This is a genomic window from Rhizobacter sp. P2_G4 (assembly GCF_056403575.1).
Genome location: NZ_JBFUFG010000004.1, coordinates 605,942 through 621,331 on the forward strand (window position 1 = coordinate 605,942; position 15,390 = coordinate 621,331).

General features: G+C 68.4%; 12 protein-coding genes. 2 read left to right on the forward strand and 10 right to left on the reverse strand.

All coding sequences use genetic code 11. From position 1 onward, the window contains the following. The first annotated feature begins 127 nt into the window (after nucleotides 1-127). Nucleotides 128-883, forward strand: coding sequence for a CPBP family intramembrane glutamic endopeptidase (locus tag AC1DYS_RS18765; RefSeq protein WP_477901852.1), 756 nt, complete (start codon nucleotides 128-130; stop codon nucleotides 881-883). 37 nt (nucleotides 884-920) lie between these two features. On the opposite strand, the gene AC1DYS_RS18770 is transcribed toward AC1DYS_RS18765, so the two are convergent. Genes AC1DYS_RS18770 through AC1DYS_RS18815 form a run of 10 tightly spaced genes read right to left on the reverse strand, consistent with a single transcriptional unit; the run spans nucleotide 921 to nucleotide 12,712 of the window. Beyond that, nucleotides 921-3,215, reverse strand: coding sequence for a winged helix-turn-helix domain-containing protein (locus AC1DYS_RS18770; RefSeq protein WP_477901856.1), 2,295 nt, complete (start codon nucleotides 3,213-3,215; stop codon nucleotides 921-923). Between the two features lie 43 nt (nucleotides 3,216-3,258). Then, nucleotides 3,259-4,167, reverse strand: a complete 909-nt coding sequence (locus AC1DYS_RS18775; RefSeq protein ID WP_477901858.1) for a nucleoside hydrolase — start codon at nucleotides 4,165-4,167, stop codon at nucleotides 3,259-3,261. After that, nucleotides 4,164-5,114 (reverse strand): ribokinase, encoded by a 951-nt coding sequence (locus tag AC1DYS_RS18780; RefSeq protein ID WP_477901860.1) that lies wholly within the window; start codon nucleotides 5,112-5,114, stop codon nucleotides 4,164-4,166. The genes AC1DYS_RS18775 and AC1DYS_RS18780 overlap by 4 nt, the downstream gene beginning before the upstream one ends. Further along, complete coding sequence (locus AC1DYS_RS18785) at nucleotides 5,108-6,034, reverse strand: carbohydrate kinase family protein (protein ID WP_477901862.1); 927 nt, start codon at nucleotides 6,032-6,034, stop codon at nucleotides 5,108-5,110. Before AC1DYS_RS18785 ends, AC1DYS_RS18780 begins: the two co-directional genes overlap by 7 nt. An 8-nt stretch (nucleotides 6,035-6,042) precedes the next feature. Next, complete coding sequence (locus tag AC1DYS_RS18790) at nucleotides 6,043-7,113, reverse strand: ADP-ribosylglycohydrolase family protein (RefSeq protein WP_477901864.1); 1,071 nt, start codon at nucleotides 7,111-7,113, stop codon at nucleotides 6,043-6,045. Next, the gene (locus AC1DYS_RS18795) at nucleotides 7,110-8,132 is read right to left on the reverse strand and encodes an ABC transporter permease (protein WP_477901866.1); all 1,023 of its coding nucleotides are present in this window, start codon (nucleotides 8,130-8,132) and stop codon (nucleotides 7,110-7,112) included. Before AC1DYS_RS18795 ends, AC1DYS_RS18790 begins: the two co-directional genes overlap by 4 nt. Then, on the reverse strand, nucleotides 8,129-9,262 hold the full coding sequence (locus AC1DYS_RS18800; protein ID WP_477901868.1) for an ABC transporter permease: 1,134 nt from the start codon (nucleotides 9,260-9,262) through the stop codon (nucleotides 8,129-8,131). The genes AC1DYS_RS18795 and AC1DYS_RS18800 overlap by 4 nt, the downstream gene beginning before the upstream one ends. Then, on the reverse strand, nucleotides 9,259-10,854 hold the full coding sequence (locus AC1DYS_RS18805; protein WP_477901870.1) for an ABC transporter ATP-binding protein: 1,596 nt from the start codon (nucleotides 10,852-10,854) through the stop codon (nucleotides 9,259-9,261). The genes AC1DYS_RS18800 and AC1DYS_RS18805 overlap by 4 nt, the downstream gene beginning before the upstream one ends. Further along, a complete protein-coding gene (locus AC1DYS_RS18810) occupies nucleotides 10,851-11,954 on the reverse strand; it encodes a BMP family lipoprotein (protein WP_477901872.1) in 1,104 nt (367 codons plus the stop codon). Before AC1DYS_RS18810 ends, AC1DYS_RS18805 begins: the two co-directional genes overlap by 4 nt. An 8-nt stretch (nucleotides 11,955-11,962) precedes the next feature. Beyond that, on the reverse strand, nucleotides 11,963-12,712 hold the full coding sequence (locus tag AC1DYS_RS18815; RefSeq protein ID WP_477901874.1) for a GntR family transcriptional regulator: 750 nt from the start codon (nucleotides 12,710-12,712) through the stop codon (nucleotides 11,963-11,965). Nucleotides 12,713-13,004: 292 nt separating this feature from the next. Here AC1DYS_RS18815 and AC1DYS_RS18820 point away from each other — a divergent pair, with 292 nt between their 5' ends. Beyond that, on the forward strand, nucleotides 13,005-15,386 hold the full coding sequence (locus AC1DYS_RS18820; protein ID WP_477901876.1) for a TonB-dependent receptor: 2,382 nt from the start codon (nucleotides 13,005-13,007) through the stop codon (nucleotides 15,384-15,386). Nucleotides 15,387-15,390 lie beyond the last annotated feature (4 nt).

Sequence of the window (15,390 nt, forward strand, 5' to 3'; positions counted from 1 at the left end):
CAACGGTTGCTGGCCAATCTAGGTTTTTCGGCACCTGGCAACTGGATGCGATGCGAACGCTTCTCGGCTTATGCGAAGTGCGCGCCGCTATGCTTGCGGCCCTTCGGCAACCACATCAGCAAGCCACATGACCAGCCGTTCGAACACCGGGTTGCGACCCGCAGGACCCATGCGCGGCAATGCGGCAACGCTGTTGGCGGCTGCCGTCGGGCCCGCGCTGTGCGCCGCGCTCTACGCCATCGGTGTTGCCAACGGCGCGATGCCGATGGTGGCTTCTCTTGCGCTTGCTCTGCTGCTCTACGCCGCCGTGCGGGCGCCTGGGCGCTGGGCAGTGGCCTGTTTCGCGCTCGCAGGCGTGGTGCTCCTCGCACTGGCCGCGGGCCTGGTTCCGGGCTTGTCACGCCTGCCCGTGGGTGGCGTGTCGATCAACACGCCGAAGGCCCTGGCCGGCTTGGCGGCGTTGGCGATGTTCCCGTCGTTCTGGGCCTGGAACCGGCGCTGCACCTTGATTGCCGTGGCTTGCCTGGTGGTGGTTCCCTTGCTGGCCCTGGTCGCCGGTATCGTGCACTGGACGCCGGCTGCCGGGTACTCGCTGTTGGCCTTTGCACCGACCAACGCCTTCACGGTGGTGGGCGAGGAGTGGTTCTTCCGCCACTGGGTACAGCGCCCGCTGGCGCGCTGGGGCATCGGTGTGTCGGTGGTCGGGAGCGCCTTGCTGTTCGGCCTGGTGCACCTGGGCGGTGGTCCCGCCTTCGCCGCGCTGGCAGCGGTGGCGGGCTTGGCCTATGCGAGCGTCTATGTCGCGAGTGGCGGCAGCATCTGGGCCGCCGCGGCGCTGCACTGGGGGCTCAACCTGCTACGCGTTGCCTTGTTCGGGTTGTAGCGAGGCGGCGCTGTGAGCTGACCGGCCCCGGGCCGTGTCACAGCACGGTCGGCAGGCGCGGAATCAGCGCGATGGCCGTTGGTGATGGCTGTCCGCGCAAGGCGGCCGCTTCAGCCTCTTCACAGTGGCGGGCCAGCTCGGCGTGGTAGTCGGGTCGAGGTGCCTCGACGCTCGCGGCATACCGCTGCAGCGCCTCGCGCGCGGCGGCGAATTCACCGCTGGCGCACTTGAATCGCGCTTCGACCAGGGCGCCCGCGGGGTGCTCGGCCAGCCAGGGGCCGAGGCCCTGCAAGAGGGTACTGGCCGTGTCCAGATCGCCGGCCTCGATGGCCAGCCACGCGCCGTCGAGGCAGGCATGGGCGCGCCACGTTCCGGTGGGCGCAGTGCCCGCCACGTCGAGCAGCGACCTCAGCGCTTCATCGTGCTGGCCGCGGGTGTGCGCAATCAGCGCGTCGCAGTAGCGCAGCGCCGCATGCAGCACCGGGTCGCTGTCGAAGTGCGGCAGTGCGCGCGCTTCGGCGCAGGTTGCCTCGGCCGCATCCGCGCGGCCCGAGAGCACCAGCGAGATGACCAGCCACGGCATGAAGTCGTGCACGTACAGCAAGGCCTCCGACTCACGGTAGATCGTCAGCGCCTGGTTCATTCGCTCGACGGCGCCGCCGTGCGCACCTTCGCAGGCTGCCTGGTGCCCGCGCGCGAGCAGTAGCATGGCTCGCAGCACGGGGACGGGCGTTTCCAGCCGCTCCGTCTGCGCCAGCACACGGCGCATCTGCTGTGGTGCCCTGCGCTCGCGGTAGAGCCGGCACAGGCCCGCAGTCGCCGCAATGGCCACGCGCGAGTTGCGCAGCGTCTGCGCGGTGGCCAAGGCCTTCTCGCCGTGCCTTGCGGCTTCTTCCATCAGCCCGAGGTCGACACACGGGTAGATGATGTTCACCAGCGTCATCGCGAGCAGGTCGTGCAGGCCGTGCGCCTCGGCGAGGCGGGCCACGGTGCGGAAGATCTGCAGCCCGCGCTGCGGGTCGCCCATGGTGGTCGCCGCGACGCCGGAGCTGCCGAGAAAGCGCACGTGCTCGACGACGCTTTCGTCCGGGTCGTGCAGACGTTCCATCTCGTCGAGGCACTGCTTTGCGAGCACGAAGTCGTACTCGTGGATGGCGATGCCCATCAGCGTGCGCAGGGTCGACTTTCTCTCGCGCGCGAAGCCCGCTTCCTCGGCCAGCCTCAGGGCTTCGTTCAGGTGCTTCCGGGCGTGCCGGGTGGCCTGCTGCGAGAGCCGGTTGTTGTAGGTGGTGGCCAGCGCCACGTGCACGGCAATGGCGAGCGCGTAGTGGTTCGTGGCCCGCGCATGCGCGAGCAGCCGCTCGCCGACGGCGAACGAGGCTTCGTCACCCAGGAAGGCCAGCGCGCGCAGGTATTCGAATTGCGCATCGGTATTGGGTGGCTCGATGTCGAGCACCACCTTGAACAAGTTGACGGCTGTCTGCCATTTCTGTTCGCCGGTGGCCTGCAGCGCCCGCGCCAGGGCTTGGTTCACCAGCGGGTCGGCCGACTCGTAGGCCACCGGCGCGGTGGCATCGGCGGTGAACAGCAGTGCCTGCAATTCGGCCGCCAGGCGCTGGCCGAGCTGCGTGAGTTCGGGGCCGAGCAGGCGCTTGCGGCCGGGTCGCGCGGAGATGGCGTAGTCGATGGCGTATTGCGCGCCCTTGCTGGACACCGTCACGTGAACGACGTTGCGGGTGCCCAGCAGCCGCTCGGCGGCATCGATGCGCTCTTGCGCGGGTGCCTGGGCCGGTACCGCGTCCAACGTGGTGAGCAGTGACGCCAGCTCGGGTAGGCGCAGCCGCGTGTCGGCGCTCAAGGCCTTGGCCACCATCGACATGAGCCCGAGCTCCACCCAGTCGAGCTCGGCCTGCCCGGTCAGGTTCTCGAACGGAAGCAGCACGAGCGTGATGCGGCCTTGCTGGACCGGCGGGCTGGTCGGCGCACCCTTCGGCGGCGGCGCATCCGCTTCTAGCGGTACCAGCTCGCCGATGAAGTGATAGCCCGTGCTGTGCACCGTCTTGATCAGCCGGGCCACCTTGCCGCTATCACCGATGGCCTGGCGTGCCTTCATGATGGCGCGCGAGACGACGCTGGGCGACACGAAATCGTCAGGCCACAGCTTGTCGAGCAACTCGTCCTTGGGGATGACGCGATCGCGGTGCTCGATCAGGTACACCAGCAGGTCGAACGGGCGAGGCTCGACCTGCTGCAACTGGCCGTCGAGCAGCACTTCGCGCGAGGCCAGGCGCACTTCGCAGCGCTCGAAGCGGTACGAGTCTTGTTTCTTCACCGTGCGTTTCATCGCCGTGTGGCCTCTGGCATCGAAGCGCGTGTCAGGGAAGTCGTGCGACCCGCTCGCGCACGAGCGCCAGCAGCTGCGGCCCGGCCACGCCGGTGTAGACCATGGCATTCATGCGCTCGGGCGCTCGCCAGGTCGGCCATGCACAGCTCTGGCCTTCGGTGACGCCAGGGCGCCAATCGACCGACACCGCGCAGGGCTCGCCGGTGAAGAGCGCAGGCTCCAGCAGCCAGGCCACCGGGCAGGCATCGTGCAGCAGCGCGTCTTCGAGCGCATACGCTTCGAGCATGGCGTGGGCAGCGCGGCCGCAGCGGGTGTCGAGCTCGGCCAGCGATGCGATCCAGTCGTTCGACATGACGGCCTTGGAGGTGACATCGAGGCTGAAGAGGTGCACCTGCTGGCCGGCGTCCATCACCGTGTAGGCCGCGAGCGGATCGGCATGGAAGTTGAACTCCGCGCAGGGCGTCACGTTGCCTGGCTGGAAGGCCGCACCGCCCATGATCACGAGCGACTTCGTGCGTCGCAGCACGCCGGGGTGCTTGATTTCGGCCAGTGCCAGGTTGGTGAGCGGGCCCACTGCCACCAGCGTGACGGTGCCGGGTGGCTCTTGCCGCAGCGTGCGGGCGATGAAGTCGCTCGCATGTTCCGCGGCCGGTGCGCGATCGGTGGAGAGCTTCACGCCGCCGAGGCCGTCTTCGCCGTGAAAGAGGTTGCAGCGCGGCTGTGCCTGCGTCAGCGGGCGGGCCGCGCCGGCGTAGACCGGCACGTGGTGCTTACCGGCGAGGTCGAGCAGGCGGCAGGCGTTGAGGCTCGTGATGTCGACCGGCCGGTTGCCTGCCACCGTGGTCACGCCGAGCAGCTCGAACTCGGGGCTGGCGCACGCGAGCAGCAGCGCCAGCGCATCGTCGATGCCTGGGTCGCAATCGATGATGAGTCGCGTCATGTCGTGATTGTCTCGCGAGGCAGGCAGAGATTTTCACCGCGGACGAGCTCGCCGATGCGCGTGTCGATCTCCCCGCGTGAGGGCTGCGCGAGCTGGGCGCCGGCACGCAGGCAGGCCAGAGACGCGGCCACCGACGCGAAGGCCATGGCCTGCTGCGGCGTCTCGCCGCTGACCATGGCCGCGCACAGCACGCCAGCGTAGGTGTCGCCTGCGCCGGTGGTGTCGACCGCTTTCACCGGCAACGCGGGGGCGTGGATCTGCCGTCCGTCGGCTTGCATGAGCAGTGAGCCGTCGGCACCGAGTGTCACCAGCACGTCGATGTGCTGCGCGTCGGCAAGCCGTCGCGCGCGCTCCGTCGTGCTGCCGCCAATGCCGTGCTGCGTGCACAGCTGGTCGAGCTCGACGCTGTTGACGATGAGCAGATCGACCGCATCGAGCTCGAGGCTCGCGCCCTGCGGCAGCGGCGACGCATTGAGCACCACCTTGCAGCCGGCCGAACGCGCCCTGCGCGCGAGCGCCTGGCTTTCGGACCAGGGCACCTCGAGCTGCAGCAGCAACACACGCGAGGCCCGCAGCACGGCGTTGCTCACCTGCGAGGCGCTGGCCGCGAGGTTGGCACCCGGCGCCACGATGATGGCGTTCTCGCCGGTTTGGGTCACGGTGATGGTGGCCAGGCCGGTGGCCTCGGAGCCCGCCACCTCCACGCCGGAGAGGTCCACATCGCTGTCGGCCAGCTTGGCCAGGGCCGGTCCGGCGAAGGCATCACCGCCGACCTTGCCGAACAGGCGCGCGGGCACGCCGAAGCGTCGTGCGGCATGGGCCTGGTTGGCGCCCTTGCCGCCGGGCGAGAGCAGCGCGTTCGTGCCCAGCAGGGTTTCGCCCGGCCGTGGCAGGTGCGCGCAGCCCACAGAAATGTCGAGGTTGATGGAACCGAAGACGGTCAGCATGGGATGGCTCCAGCAAGCGACCGTTCGACGGTCGCGCGGTTCGGCATGCCGCTGCGCGCGCCGATGGCGGTGACGGCGTGGCCTGCCGCGGCGCAGGCGAATCGCAGGCAGGCATCGAGCTCACGGCCTTCGAGCCAGAGCACGAGGAACGCAGCGTTGAAGGTGTCGCCGGCGCCGGTGGTGTCGGCCACCTGCTGCGCAAAAGCCGATTGCTTTGCGAAGACGCCGCGCTCGGCGGCTACGGCGCCTGCAGCACCGAGTGTGACCACGATGGTCTGTGGTCCCTTGCCCGCCAGGGCCGCGAGGGCTTGCGGTGTCGGTTGCTGGCCGGTGCCGGCCACGAAGCCCGACTCGTTGAAGAACACGATGTCGGCATGGGCGATGCGCTGCCGCATCGCTTCGGGGTCGGGCGCGACAGCCGCTTCAAGGTCGATGGCCACCAGCGCACCGTGGTCGCGGGCGATGCGGCTGGCGGCGATGAATTCGTCCAGGTCGTACGGCATCGCGTAGAAGATGCGCGACTGGCTCATTGCGGCGGCGAGATCGTCTGACGGCAGCTCGCGCGGAGACATCGGCATGTAGACGATGGCGCGGTCGCCTGAGGGCGGGACCATCGCGATGACCGACGCCGACGCGCTCCCGGGCTCGCTGTGCAGGTGCTCGGTGTCGACGCCGAAGGCGTGCAGCGAATCGCGCAGCAGCGTGGCATGCGCGTCGTCACCGACGCGGCCATGCACGGCCGCACGGCCGCCCAGCTTTGCGAACGCGCAGGCCGTGTTGGCGGTGGTGCCGCCAGCGAACACGCCGAGCGAACGGCCGAGCACCTTCTCGCCGAGTTGCGGCGCCTCGGGAATGGCCACCACGACGTCGGCGCAGGGGTCGCCGAACGCGAGCAGATCCCAGCGGCGAGGTGCGTTCACGGGTGAGCTCATGCCGCCAGCGGCTGCAGGTTGCGCCAGGCGATTTCCGACAGGCCCGATGCCAGGGCGTCGAGATCGAAATCGGCGGCATTCGCTGCGCGGAACTCGGCCAGCAGCGCTTGCGGCAGCGCTTCGGTGCCGACCCAGGCGCCAACGATTGCGCCGGCCATGGTGGCGATCGAGTCGGTGTCGTTGCCGATCGAGGCGCTGATCGCGATGGTGCGCAGTGGGTCGCCCTTGGCATACGCCAGCACGCCGATGGCGGCCGGCACCGATTCGGCGGCGAGCACCGAGTTGCCGACGGTGCGCTCCATCTGCCGCATGAAGGCCATGTCGTCCTTGGCATCGCGTGCGATGGCCAGCGCCATCTCCAGGCGTGCGAGATAGCTCGGGCCGGCGACCATGCGTGCCCGCTCGCGCGCCAGCCGCTCGCCGATCGACGCGCCTTCGAGCGCCGCGGCAATGATGTCGTCGAACGAGTGCGCCACCACCGCGCGCGAGGCAGCCGCGGCGACGGAGCAGGCAGCAGAGATGGCCACTTCGGTGTCGTGCGACGGCAGGCAGGTGACGAACGCCTGCTCGCAGGCCGCTTCGAGCTGCCCGGGGTGGATCAGCCCGGCGGGTGCGACACGCATCGCGGCACCATTGGTCGTGCCCACGCTCGTCATCTTGCGGCGCGAGCGGCCGATCACGCCGACGCTGCCGGTGTCGGAACCTTCCTGCAGCGCCTTCACGATGCCGGCGGTGCTGGGGCCCATGAACCCGGCCTTCGGGCTCGTGTCCACCCAATCGAGAAGGCAGGCGACCCAGCCGTCGTGCTCCAGGCGGCCGCCCGCTGCGACGAGCGCGAGCGTCAGGTAGTACATCTGGCTCGCGTCGTCGGTCACCTCGGCGCGCTTGCCGGCGTTGGCGCCGGCGAAGGTGTCTTCGGTGGGCTCATCAAAACGGGTGACGAGGCCGCCGTGGCGGGCGGCGATTTCGTCGATGGTCCATTGCTCGGTGGGCGCGCCCAGCGCGTCGCCCATGCCGGCGAGGGAGAGCGACGCCAGGATGCGGTCGCGGATCGAATTCTTGTTCATGCGGAAAGCCTCTCTGAGGAAATTGGTGGACCTTTTCGGCCCGTGTTTTTGGTGTCGGTACCGGCGCGTGCCGGTTTGTGCCGACCGGCGAAGACCAGCGCGCACAAGGTGACGAAGGGCGGCACCATGTAGACGACCTGGGTCGGCAGCGCCAGGGCACCGAGCTGCGTGGCCAGTACTGCAGAAGCGCCGAACAGCAGCGCCGCGGCCAGCGTGCCGAGCGGCCTGCGTGCACCGAGGAAGACGGCCGCCAGTGCGAGGAAGCCGCGGCCTGCGGTCATGTCGGCCTGGAAGAGCGTGAGGTAGCCCATGCTGAGGTAGATGCCGCCCAGCCCCGCGAGCAGGCCGCTCGTCAGCAGCGCCACGTAGCGCACGCGCTTGACCGGAATGCCGGCGCCGAGGGCAGCCTGCGGGTTCTCGCCGACGGCGCGCAGCCAGGCGCCGTAGCGGGTGCGGCTGAGAAAGATCCAGACCGCTGCCACGGCCAGGAATGCGGTGTAGACGAGGACGTGGTGGCCGTGGCCGCCTTCGCCGTTGACCAGCATGTCGAGCGCCGGCAGACTGCTCAGGCCGGGGATGTGAAGCGAGGGCAGGGCGGGGCTGGACAGGCCTGCCGTCGAGCCCTTGTCGCCGACCAGCGTGACCAGCAGGAACACGGTGAGTCCGGCGGCAAGCAGGTTCACCGCGATTCCGGTCACGATGAGGTCGGCGCCCAGTTCCAGATGGAAGAAGCCGAGCATCGCCGTGATGAGCAGCACGGCGACCAGCCCCGCGGCGCAGCCCAGCCATGCGCAGGCCCAGCCCGGCAAGCCTGGCCACCACCGGGCGGCGTACACCGCACCCATCACGCCGAAGAACGCGGCGATGAGCATCAGGCCTTCGAGCGCGACGTTGATGCTTCCGGCGAGGTCGGACACCAGCCCGCCGAGTGCGGCGAAGAGGATGGGCGTCGTGGCGCGCAGCACGGCCACGACGATCGTGGCGGCGAAGAGCGTCCATCCGGCGAGATCGAGGCTCATCGCGCCTCCTTCGGTGCCCGCGGCGCACGCACCCATTGCAGCAGCCGGGCGGGTGACCACGTGGTGGGCAGCAGGCGTTCGGAGACGACGAACAGGATGATGAACGCCTGGATCACCAGCACCACCTCACGCGACACGTCGCTCGTGCGCTCCATCGCCTGCGCGCCGGCGCGCAGGTAGGCGTAGAGAAATGCCGCCATCGGGATGGCGCGCGGCTCGTTGCGCGCCAGCAGCGCAACCACCAGGCCTTCGAAGGCCATGCCCGGCGTCAGGTCCACCGGCAGGCGCTTCAGCAGCGCGTTGCTGACGTGCACGCCGGCGAAGGCCGCAAAGATGCCGCCCAGTGCCATCGAGAGCACCACGGTGCGCTTGACCGGCATGCCCACCTGCCGCGCGAAGGCGGGTGCCTGCCCGACGGTGCGGATCTCGTAGCCCACGGTCGTGCGCGTCAGCAGCAGCCCGGCGCCGAGCACGACGAAGGGCACGAGGAACAGCATGGCCGACACGTTGGTGCGCGGCAGCAGGTTGGGCAGCAGCGCGGCCGCGGGCAGCACCGGCGTCGTCAGGAAGCCGGCATTCGGATCGTTCATCCATTGCGTGATGACGAGCCGGTACAGCTGCACCGCGATGAGGTTGAGCATCAGCGTGGTGACGATCTCGTTGGCACCGTAGCGTGCCTTCAACCAGCCCGGCACCAGCCCCCAGGTGAAGCCGGTCAGCACGGCCGCCGCGAAGGCCGCCGGCAGCACCGCATAGGCGCCGTAGCCCAAGCCGCCGAGCGCGAGGCTGACGGCCGCGGCCGCGAGCGCCGACAGGAACATCTGCCCATCCGCACCGAGCGAGAACTGCCGCGCGCGGAACGGGATGGCGATCGCAAGGCCCAGGAAGGTGAGGGTGATCGCCTCTTCGATCACCGAGCCGAAGCGCACCAGCCGGCGCACCTGCCAGCCTTCGGCATCGCTGAAGCGGATGTCGGGCAGCGCGCCGGTCAGCAGCGCGAGCCAGGCACGCCACGGCTCGGCGCTGACCAGCACCGTGATGCCGAAGCCGACCAGCAGCGCGGCGGCAATGGCCGCAGGCAGCTGCCAGGGGCGTGGCGCGGCAGCGTATGAAGCGGTGTCCTGGATCAAGCCGATACCTCTTCGCTGTGCGGAGTGAATGGGGCGTCCAGCGTGGCCGCGGCGCCGGCCTGCTCGCGCAGCCCGGTCATGTAGAGGCCAAGCTCGCGGGCGCCGACGGTGCCGGCCGCGAAGTGGGCGACGATGCGGCCCTGGAACAGCACCGCGATGCGGTCCGACAGCTCGAGCAGCTCGTCGAGGTCGGAGGACACCAGCAGCACCGCGGCGCCCTGGTCGCGCAAGGCCACCAGCCGCTGCCGCAGCACCTGCGCCGCGCCGATGTCGACGCCGCGCGTCGGCTGGCTGGCCACGAGCAGCCGCGGCTCGGCAGCGATCTCGCGCGCGAGCACCACCTTCTGCATGTTGCCGCCCGACAGCGAGCCGATCGGCGCGTCGGCCGAGCGTGCGACCACGCCGTGTTCCTTCAGCAGGTGCTGCGCTTCGTCGTGCGCCTTGCGTGCGAACAGCCAGCCGAAGCGTGAGAGGGGTGGGCGGTGGTAGCGATTGGCCATCGCGTTGTCTGCCACGCTCATGCCGAGCGCCACGCCGTCATGCAGGCGGTCTTCGGGGATCGAGGCGATGCCGGCGGCGCGCACGGCACGCGGGCCCTGCCCACTCACCAGCTGCTCGCCCAGCCGCACGTCGCCTTGCGCGGGTGTCTCCAGCCCGGCCAGCACCTCGGCCAGCGGCGCCTGCCCGTTGCCTTCGACGCCGGCGATACCGAGGATCTCGCCGGCGGCGATGTCGAAGGACACCGACTGCAGCGGCATGCGGCCGTCGTCACGCAGCACGGACAGCCTGCGCGCGCTCACGAGCGGCAGTGCGGAACGGGCCTGCACGCGCTGCACGCGCAGCGGCGCCACGGAGCGGCCGACGATCATCTCGGTGATCTGTGATTCGCTCGCGCCACGCGAGGCGAGGCAGCCGGTGACGCGGCCGCCGCGCAGCACGGTGAAGCGGTCGGAGACCTCGCGCACTTCGGCCAGCTTGTGCGTGATGAGCACCACGGTCAGACCGGCAGCGGCCATCTGCCGCAGCGCGGCAAAGAGCGCCTGCACCTGTTGCGGCGGCAGCACGGCCGAGGGCTCGTCGAGCAACAGGATGCGTGCACCCCGGTGCAGCGCCTTGAGGATGCCGACCCGCTGCTGCTCGCCGATCGACAGATCACGCACCGAGGCGCTGGGGTCGACGTCAAGGCCGAAGCGTTCGGCGGTGGCGCGCACTTCGTCGGCGGCGCGAAGCCGGTCGAGCCAGGGGCCGCGGCGCGGTTCGCTGCCGAGCACCACGTTGTCGGCCACGGTGAACGAAGGCACCAGCTCGATGTGCTGCGGCACGAGTCCGATGCCGGCGGCGATGGCGTCTCGCGGGTGGCGAAATGCCATCGGCCGACCATTGAGCACGATCTCGCCCGAGCTCGGCTGCTCAAGTCCGTAGAGCATCTTCATCACCGTCGACTTGCCGGCGCCGTTCTCACCCACGATGGCGTGGATCTCACCGCGCGCGACCGAGAGGTTCACGCCGTCATTGGCCAGCGTGCCGTTGGCGTAGCGCTTGGAGACGTTGCGCAGCTCCAATGCCATGACATCCCGTGAGGTGGTGTTCATGGCGTCGCCGCTGCAGGAGTGAATGCGCTCGGTACGCGCCGCTCGCCACGGGCCACGGCGGTCTCGACTTCATCGAGCGAGCGCAGCAGTTCTGGCGATGCCTGCGACAGCACGTCCGACTGGCGTGCCAGGGCCACGCCGTGCTCGGCAAGGCCCAGCGATTGCGAGCGCCCGTAGGCCAGCTCACCCTTCAGCGCCTGCCCGATGGCACGTACCACTGCGACGTCGACGTTCTTCAGCACCGAGGTCACGATGCGCGAGGCCAGCTGGGGGTGGGAGGTTCGGTACAGGGCGTACTGGTCCATGTCGACGCCGATCGCGTAGCGGTGAGCTTCGCGGGCTGCCTCATTCACACCTTGCCCGGTGGCGCCGGCGGCATGGAAGACCAGCCCGACGCCCCGGCCGAACTGCGCCTTGGCGATTTCCTTGCCGGCGGCCGGGTCGGCGAACGAGTTGGCGTACTGCGTGAGCACAGTCTCACCCGGCACGGCGGCCTGCGCACCGGCGCGAAAGCCGACGATGAAGTCGTCGATGACCGGGAACTGCATGCCACCCACCACGCCCAGGCCGCTGTTCGGCGGCACGCCGGGCAGGCCGGTCTGGTCGAGCCGCGCGGCGAGGTAGCCGGCCAGGTAAGCGCCTTCGTTCTGGCGGAACAGGATCGAGTGCACGTTCTGGCAGCGGCACTTGGCGTAGTCGACCGCGGCGTCGAAGACCACGAAACGTGCGTCGGGGTATTGCGCGGCCAGCGTCTGCACGTACGGCACCATCGTGAAGGTACCGGCCACGATGAGGTCGTAGTCGCCGCTGTCGGCCAGGTCGGTGAGGGCCGCCTGCCAGCGCGTCGGGTCGGTACCGCCCTCGACCACCCGCACGAACACCGGCAAGGTGTCGCGCGCCTGGCGCAGGCCGCTGGCCGCTGCATCGAAGAACGACTTGTCGCCCAGCGTGCCGTTGATGAACAGCGCCACGCGCAGCTTCACGGCGCCCGAATGCTTCACGTCGACCTGCCGGCCCAGTGCCGCCAACCCGTACAGCAGCGAGAACAGGCCCACCAGCCACGCGGCCTGGACGAGGAGCGAACGCAACAGCGGCTTCATGGGTGCAGTCAGGCCGACCCGCTGGCCTTGGCGATGCGAGTGCTGTAGCGGTAGCTCGCCACGTACTTCATCACACAGTATTCGACCGGCTCGCGCCGCTCGGACAAGGTGATGCGCTCGCACAGGAGAATGGGCGCGCCTTCGGCGATGCCGAGCAGGCGGGCGTCTTCGGCGTCGGCGACGGCGGCGCTCAGGTTCTCGACCGCTTCGGCTGGCGCAAAGCCGAACTTGTCGGTCAGTAGCTTGTACAGCGACTGTGCCTGCTCGATCTCTGCAGCCTCCAGCTTCGCGCCGCGCGGCAAGGGGAAATAGGCGTCGTGCAGGCCGACCGGTGAACCGTCGATCAGGCGCACTCGCCGCACTCTCGTCAGCGGGTGCCCGGGCTCCACGCTCAGCAGGCCAGCGACGCCCATCGAGGCGGCGGTGGATTCGACCGCCAGGATGCGCTGGCCCGGCACGCCGCCGCGCAGCTGCGTGTCTTGCGAGAAGCTGTCGATGAAGCGCGACATGCGCCGCACGATGGCGGGTGCCACGAAAGTGCCGCGACCATGGTCGCTGTAGATGACGCCGCGCTCTTCGAGGTAACGCACGGCCTTGCGCACGGTGTCGCGGCTGACTTCGTACTTCTCGGCCAGCTCGCGCTCGGACGGCAGCGCCTGGTTGTCTTTCAGGAGCCCTTGCTCGATCGCGCCGCGAATGATGTCTGCGAGCTGCTTGTAGCGGTGTGTCGGGGTCGTGTTGATTCGTGCCGTGGCCATGGTCTGCCCCACCTGGGCTGTGTGTCGTGTCGATCCCCGATGGTCGCCGGAATCGTCACGGTGGTGTCATCCTATAGTGGTACGTACCATAGTGTCAACGAGGGGCGCGACATTGCAGCGGGATGCGCCACTCATTGAACAGGTCTTCAATAGGTAGTTTCGAGGGAACTCATTTGGGTTGGCTCCGTTCTTGCAAGTCGATTGACAACTGGTACGTACCACGAATACATTGATGGCGCGTTCAGTCCCAAGCACAGACCTTCATTCAACTGCCCATACGGAGTCACAAGCGATGCGACCCTTCCACGGCCTGCCCTGCAATCTGCTGGCGTTCCTGATCACCACCCAAGTGCTTCCTGTGTTCGCTCAGGAAGCTCCCAAGCCGCCCTCCGAGCCGGCCTCTGCGCCTGCAGCCGCTGTGGCACCTGCTGCCCCGGCTGCCTCCGCCGCTGAAGCGGCTGCACCAGAAGCCGCACCCGCATCTGCACCAGCGGCACCCGTTGCTGCACCGCCGTCGGGCACGACGATGGAAAAGGTGATGGTTTACGGTGATGCCATCGGCGTGCGGCAAACGCGCGCCAACGTGAAGATCACCGCAGCCGACCTCGACTACTACCCGCCGGGTGTCAGCGCCGACAAGGTGCTCGAGCGTGTCTCTGGAATTCAGATGGGCTCGTCCAATGCCTTCGGCGGCGACGGGTTCGAGAGCACGATCAACATGCGCGGCTTTGCGAAGGACAGCATCGGCTTTTCGATCGACGGTATTCCGAACGGCCGCACCACGCTGGGCGGTGGCTCTGTGCCGACGCGTTACTTCGACTCCAGCAACCTGGCCGGCGTGGACGTTTCGCAATCAGCAGGCGTGGTGGGTTCACCTTCTCACCAGGCGCTGGCGGGTCAGGTGAATTACCTGACGCTGGACCCGTCGCGGCGCTTCGGCTTCCATGCCGAAGCGGCGGGCGGTAGCGCAGAGTTCGGCCGCGTGTTTGCCCGCGTGGACAGTGGCGAGCTGCTCCCCGGCTTGACCAGCTACCTGAGCGTGTCACGGCAACAGTGGGCCGTTTCCTATGTGGACGACCCGGCGGGGAAGAACGAGCGCGACCATGTGGACCTCAAGACGGTGCTCAAGCTCGACGGCGGGGCCGTCGTCAAGCTGCACAGCAGCTACAACAACCGCAAGGAAGAAAGCGGCACCAACATCGTGACGCTGTCGCAGTTCAACACCAACCCGAAGAGCGACGGCTATACCGACACGTGGACCGGCACGTCGGTTTCCAACGACCGCAACTACCGCGAACTCAAGGGCAATCCGCGCAAGGACGTGTTGACCTATCTCGACGGCGAGTTCCCGCTGGCCGACAAGCTGAAACTCACGGCAAAGGGTTACTACCAGACGCAAAGCGGCATCGGCAAGGAGACCGGGCTTGGTACTGCCGTCCCTGGGTTGGACGGGAACGCCAACAGCATCTACTTCCGAGCCAATGAATACGACATGGTCCGACGCGGCGTGCTGGGCGAACTGGCCGGCAAGCAAAGCGACCTGGTCGATTGGCGCACAGGCTTCTGGTACGAGCGCTCCAACCGCGGCCAGGTGCGCCACTGGTATCCCTTGCTCGACCAGGCGGCAGGCCCGGCCTACTCTGACGTGGCCAGTGCCACCAGCGAAGACAAGCACTGGGACAACCGGATCGCCATGGTCTATGTGGCCAACCGAAGCAGCTTCCTCGACGGACAGCTCAAGTTCGACTACGGCGTGACCTACCTCGACAATAACGTGGACTACTACGCACCGATCCACGACTCGAGGCCCACGACCGCCGACCCCAGCGGCCGGCTCAACTACGTCAACCAAGCCAAGGTCAATTCGGGCGTGCTGCCGAAGATCGGCACCGTGTACGCGCTGTCCGATACAACTGAAATCTTTGCCGGCTACGCCAAGAACGCCGCCAGCGTGACCGACGCGACGCTCGAAGGCGGATCGGCCCCCTCGCTGGCCACGGCCCAGACCGTCAACAAGATGGACACCGCCAACGCGTTCGACCTCGGTCTGCGCCAGAAGGGTGAGAACTATGCGGCCGGCGTGCAGGCCTTCGTCATCGACTCGAAGGAGACCGTGGCTGCCGACATCGTTGGTACGCTGCAGTCCGAGAACGTGGACCAGGGCCGCCGCATCCACGGCGTAGAGGCCACCTACAGCGGCAGGTTGGGCGACAGCTGGCGCTTGTATGGCGCCTACACCTATCAGAAGGGCGAGTACAAGCTGAGCGGCGTCAACGCCAACGGCAACCCGGAGAAGGGGTTCATCCGCGATGGCGCCGAGCTCGTCGGCATTGCGCCGCACAACCTGTTCCTCGAAACCACATGGCGGCTGATGGACGACGTGAAGCTCGCCCTGAACGGGCGCTACGTGTCGAGCCGGGCCGGCTACTACGCCAACCCGCGCGTTGGGCCAAATACTGGCGTTGACGAGCGGTTGCCTGGGTACGCCTTGTTCGGTCTCAACACGTCTTACAGTTTCAGCCGCGCCAGCGTGGGCCTGAACGTGGAGAACATCGCGAACAAGAAGTACATCTCCGGCATCGCGCCCGAATTGATGACGTCGCCGTCCAGCGTCGGCCGGTACTTCATCGGTGCACCGCGCACCCTCGTGCTGTGGGCCAAGCTCGACATCTGAGTGC